At 43.1% G+C, this 1,618-nt stretch carries 3 protein-coding genes; all 3 read right to left on the bottom strand.

What is annotated here, in order from left to right; translation table 11 throughout:
* Positions 1-300: 300 nt before the first annotated feature.
* On the bottom strand, positions 301-540 hold the full coding sequence (locus Q9R25_RS14875; RefSeq protein WP_311283389.1) for a hypothetical protein: 240 nt from the start codon (positions 538-540) through the stop codon (positions 301-303).
* Between the two features lie 9 nt (positions 541-549).
* Complete coding sequence (locus tag Q9R25_RS14870) at positions 550-1,044, bottom strand: hypothetical protein (protein WP_311283388.1); 495 nt, start codon at positions 1,042-1,044, stop codon at positions 550-552.
* Positions 1,045-1,144: 100 nt separating this feature from the next.
* Entirely contained in the window at positions 1,145-1,543 is a 399-nt protein-coding gene (locus Q9R25_RS14865) for a DUF4320 family protein (RefSeq protein WP_311283387.1), read from the bottom strand.
* Between the last annotated feature and the right edge of the window lie 75 nt (positions 1,544-1,618).

Here is a 1,618-nt window from a genome sequence, read left to right as displayed (position 1 = left end):
AGCTTGCTTCATGCAAGCCCACTCTTTTGACCTTGCCCTTACGCTCCGAACGTGCCGTGAAAACGGACAGGAACGTACAGCCCCACACGGCTTTAGACGTGTTGCGGAATGGCCTGTTCATCTTCGATGATCGAGCCAGTCTGCAAGGGGCTGTCGTTATCGACCGTTTTAGGTGCGTTGCGGTGGGTTGTGGACGCTTGGGTGGGCGATGCCCTTCCGAACACCTTAGCGACCGCCCCATGAGCCAAAAACAAGGGTTTACAGGCTTTAAGGCAATTAAAAAAGAGCAGACGGTTTCGCCTACTCTTCTTTAATCCGATTTTGTTGTTGATACCACTCTCTCACCCGTTCAATACAATGCCGAAGCCCGACACCACTTAGGATGACGACTCCGAAGCTATACGTGAAGAACATGATCGACACTTTTTGATGGTGTTCCGTTCCGACTGTATAGATGCCTTGCAAGTGATAAATCAGGATGAATACCACGATTCCAAAAATGACATATAAATTGATAAGGTTGTCTCTGATCCACTTCATGATTTCTTGTTACACACTTTTGTTCTCGATGGCTTTTAGGAACGTATTCTTGACCAGTTCATAAGTCAATTCGTCCAACTCATAAAGGTAGTTCAAGATGGCATAGTGGACGACTTCTTTCAGCAGATACCCGTTCTTCAATCGATGAACCCTCTCGACCTCTTCACTTGAGATTCGAACCGTGAATATGGTCAAGTTCTGCGGAAGTCTCGGGTTAGATAGATATGCCCCCATCAGTTCCACGAAACGTTTTCTCGTCTTCATGTCGAAAGTCAGTTCATCGAATTGCTTATGGTGCAATTGCTGTTCGAAGCCGTTCACCATGTCGATGAAAAGCCCGTTGTAGTTGTGTTGTGACAAAGTTCTTTTAGCATCTGTACCTAAATGCTTATCCATAATCCATTCGAGAAATGGAGACTTTTGATTGTTCAAAACTTCAAAGATGCTGTCGAAAAGCATTTTGTAGAACGGGTGGACTTTGTAAGTTTTCGTTGGATAAGACATATATGGAAACTCCAATCTGTGGGGTACGTTCATCATATCGCTGTACGCCCTTTAATCAGATTGAGTGTATCATAACTATTATTGTATTTGTTTGTCTGTTTTAGCGTAACCATAATTGAGACGTTCCACTTTGTTGTTGTACAACTTTTAATGTCGGTGAACCTGTATTGAGGAAATTGAAGGTTTTGAATTGGTACTCACCCTCCACTCTCACGCTGATTTTTCCTCTATACTGTGTTTTTCCCTCCGAACCCACACCCTCTACTCGATAACTTACCTGATATCCATTGTCTGAAAGCCCTGTCTCATCTAGCCGTTCCTGAGCATAGTTTTTTAAATCACTCGTGACTCCTCCACGCATCTCTGCTTCTTTAGTAATGTCTGCTGCTACTACGGAAGCTTTATGTGATTGAATACCGTATATAGCCAAGTCAGGTATAAACATGATAAATGGAATGAGTATGATGATGCCAAATGCCAATGCGACTGTTCCTTTCATGAGTCAACTCCCTTTCTATAATTAAATAAAAAGGTGGTCACACATTCGATACGACCACCCTCTTTTTTTCACCAA

Origin of the sequence: Exiguobacterium sp. BG5(2022) (assembly GCF_031844365.1) — a bacterium.
Lineage (GTDB): Bacteria > Bacillota > Bacilli > Exiguobacteriales > Exiguobacteriaceae > Exiguobacterium > Exiguobacterium profundum.
This window is presented reverse-complemented; position numbering and strand designations above follow the sequence as displayed.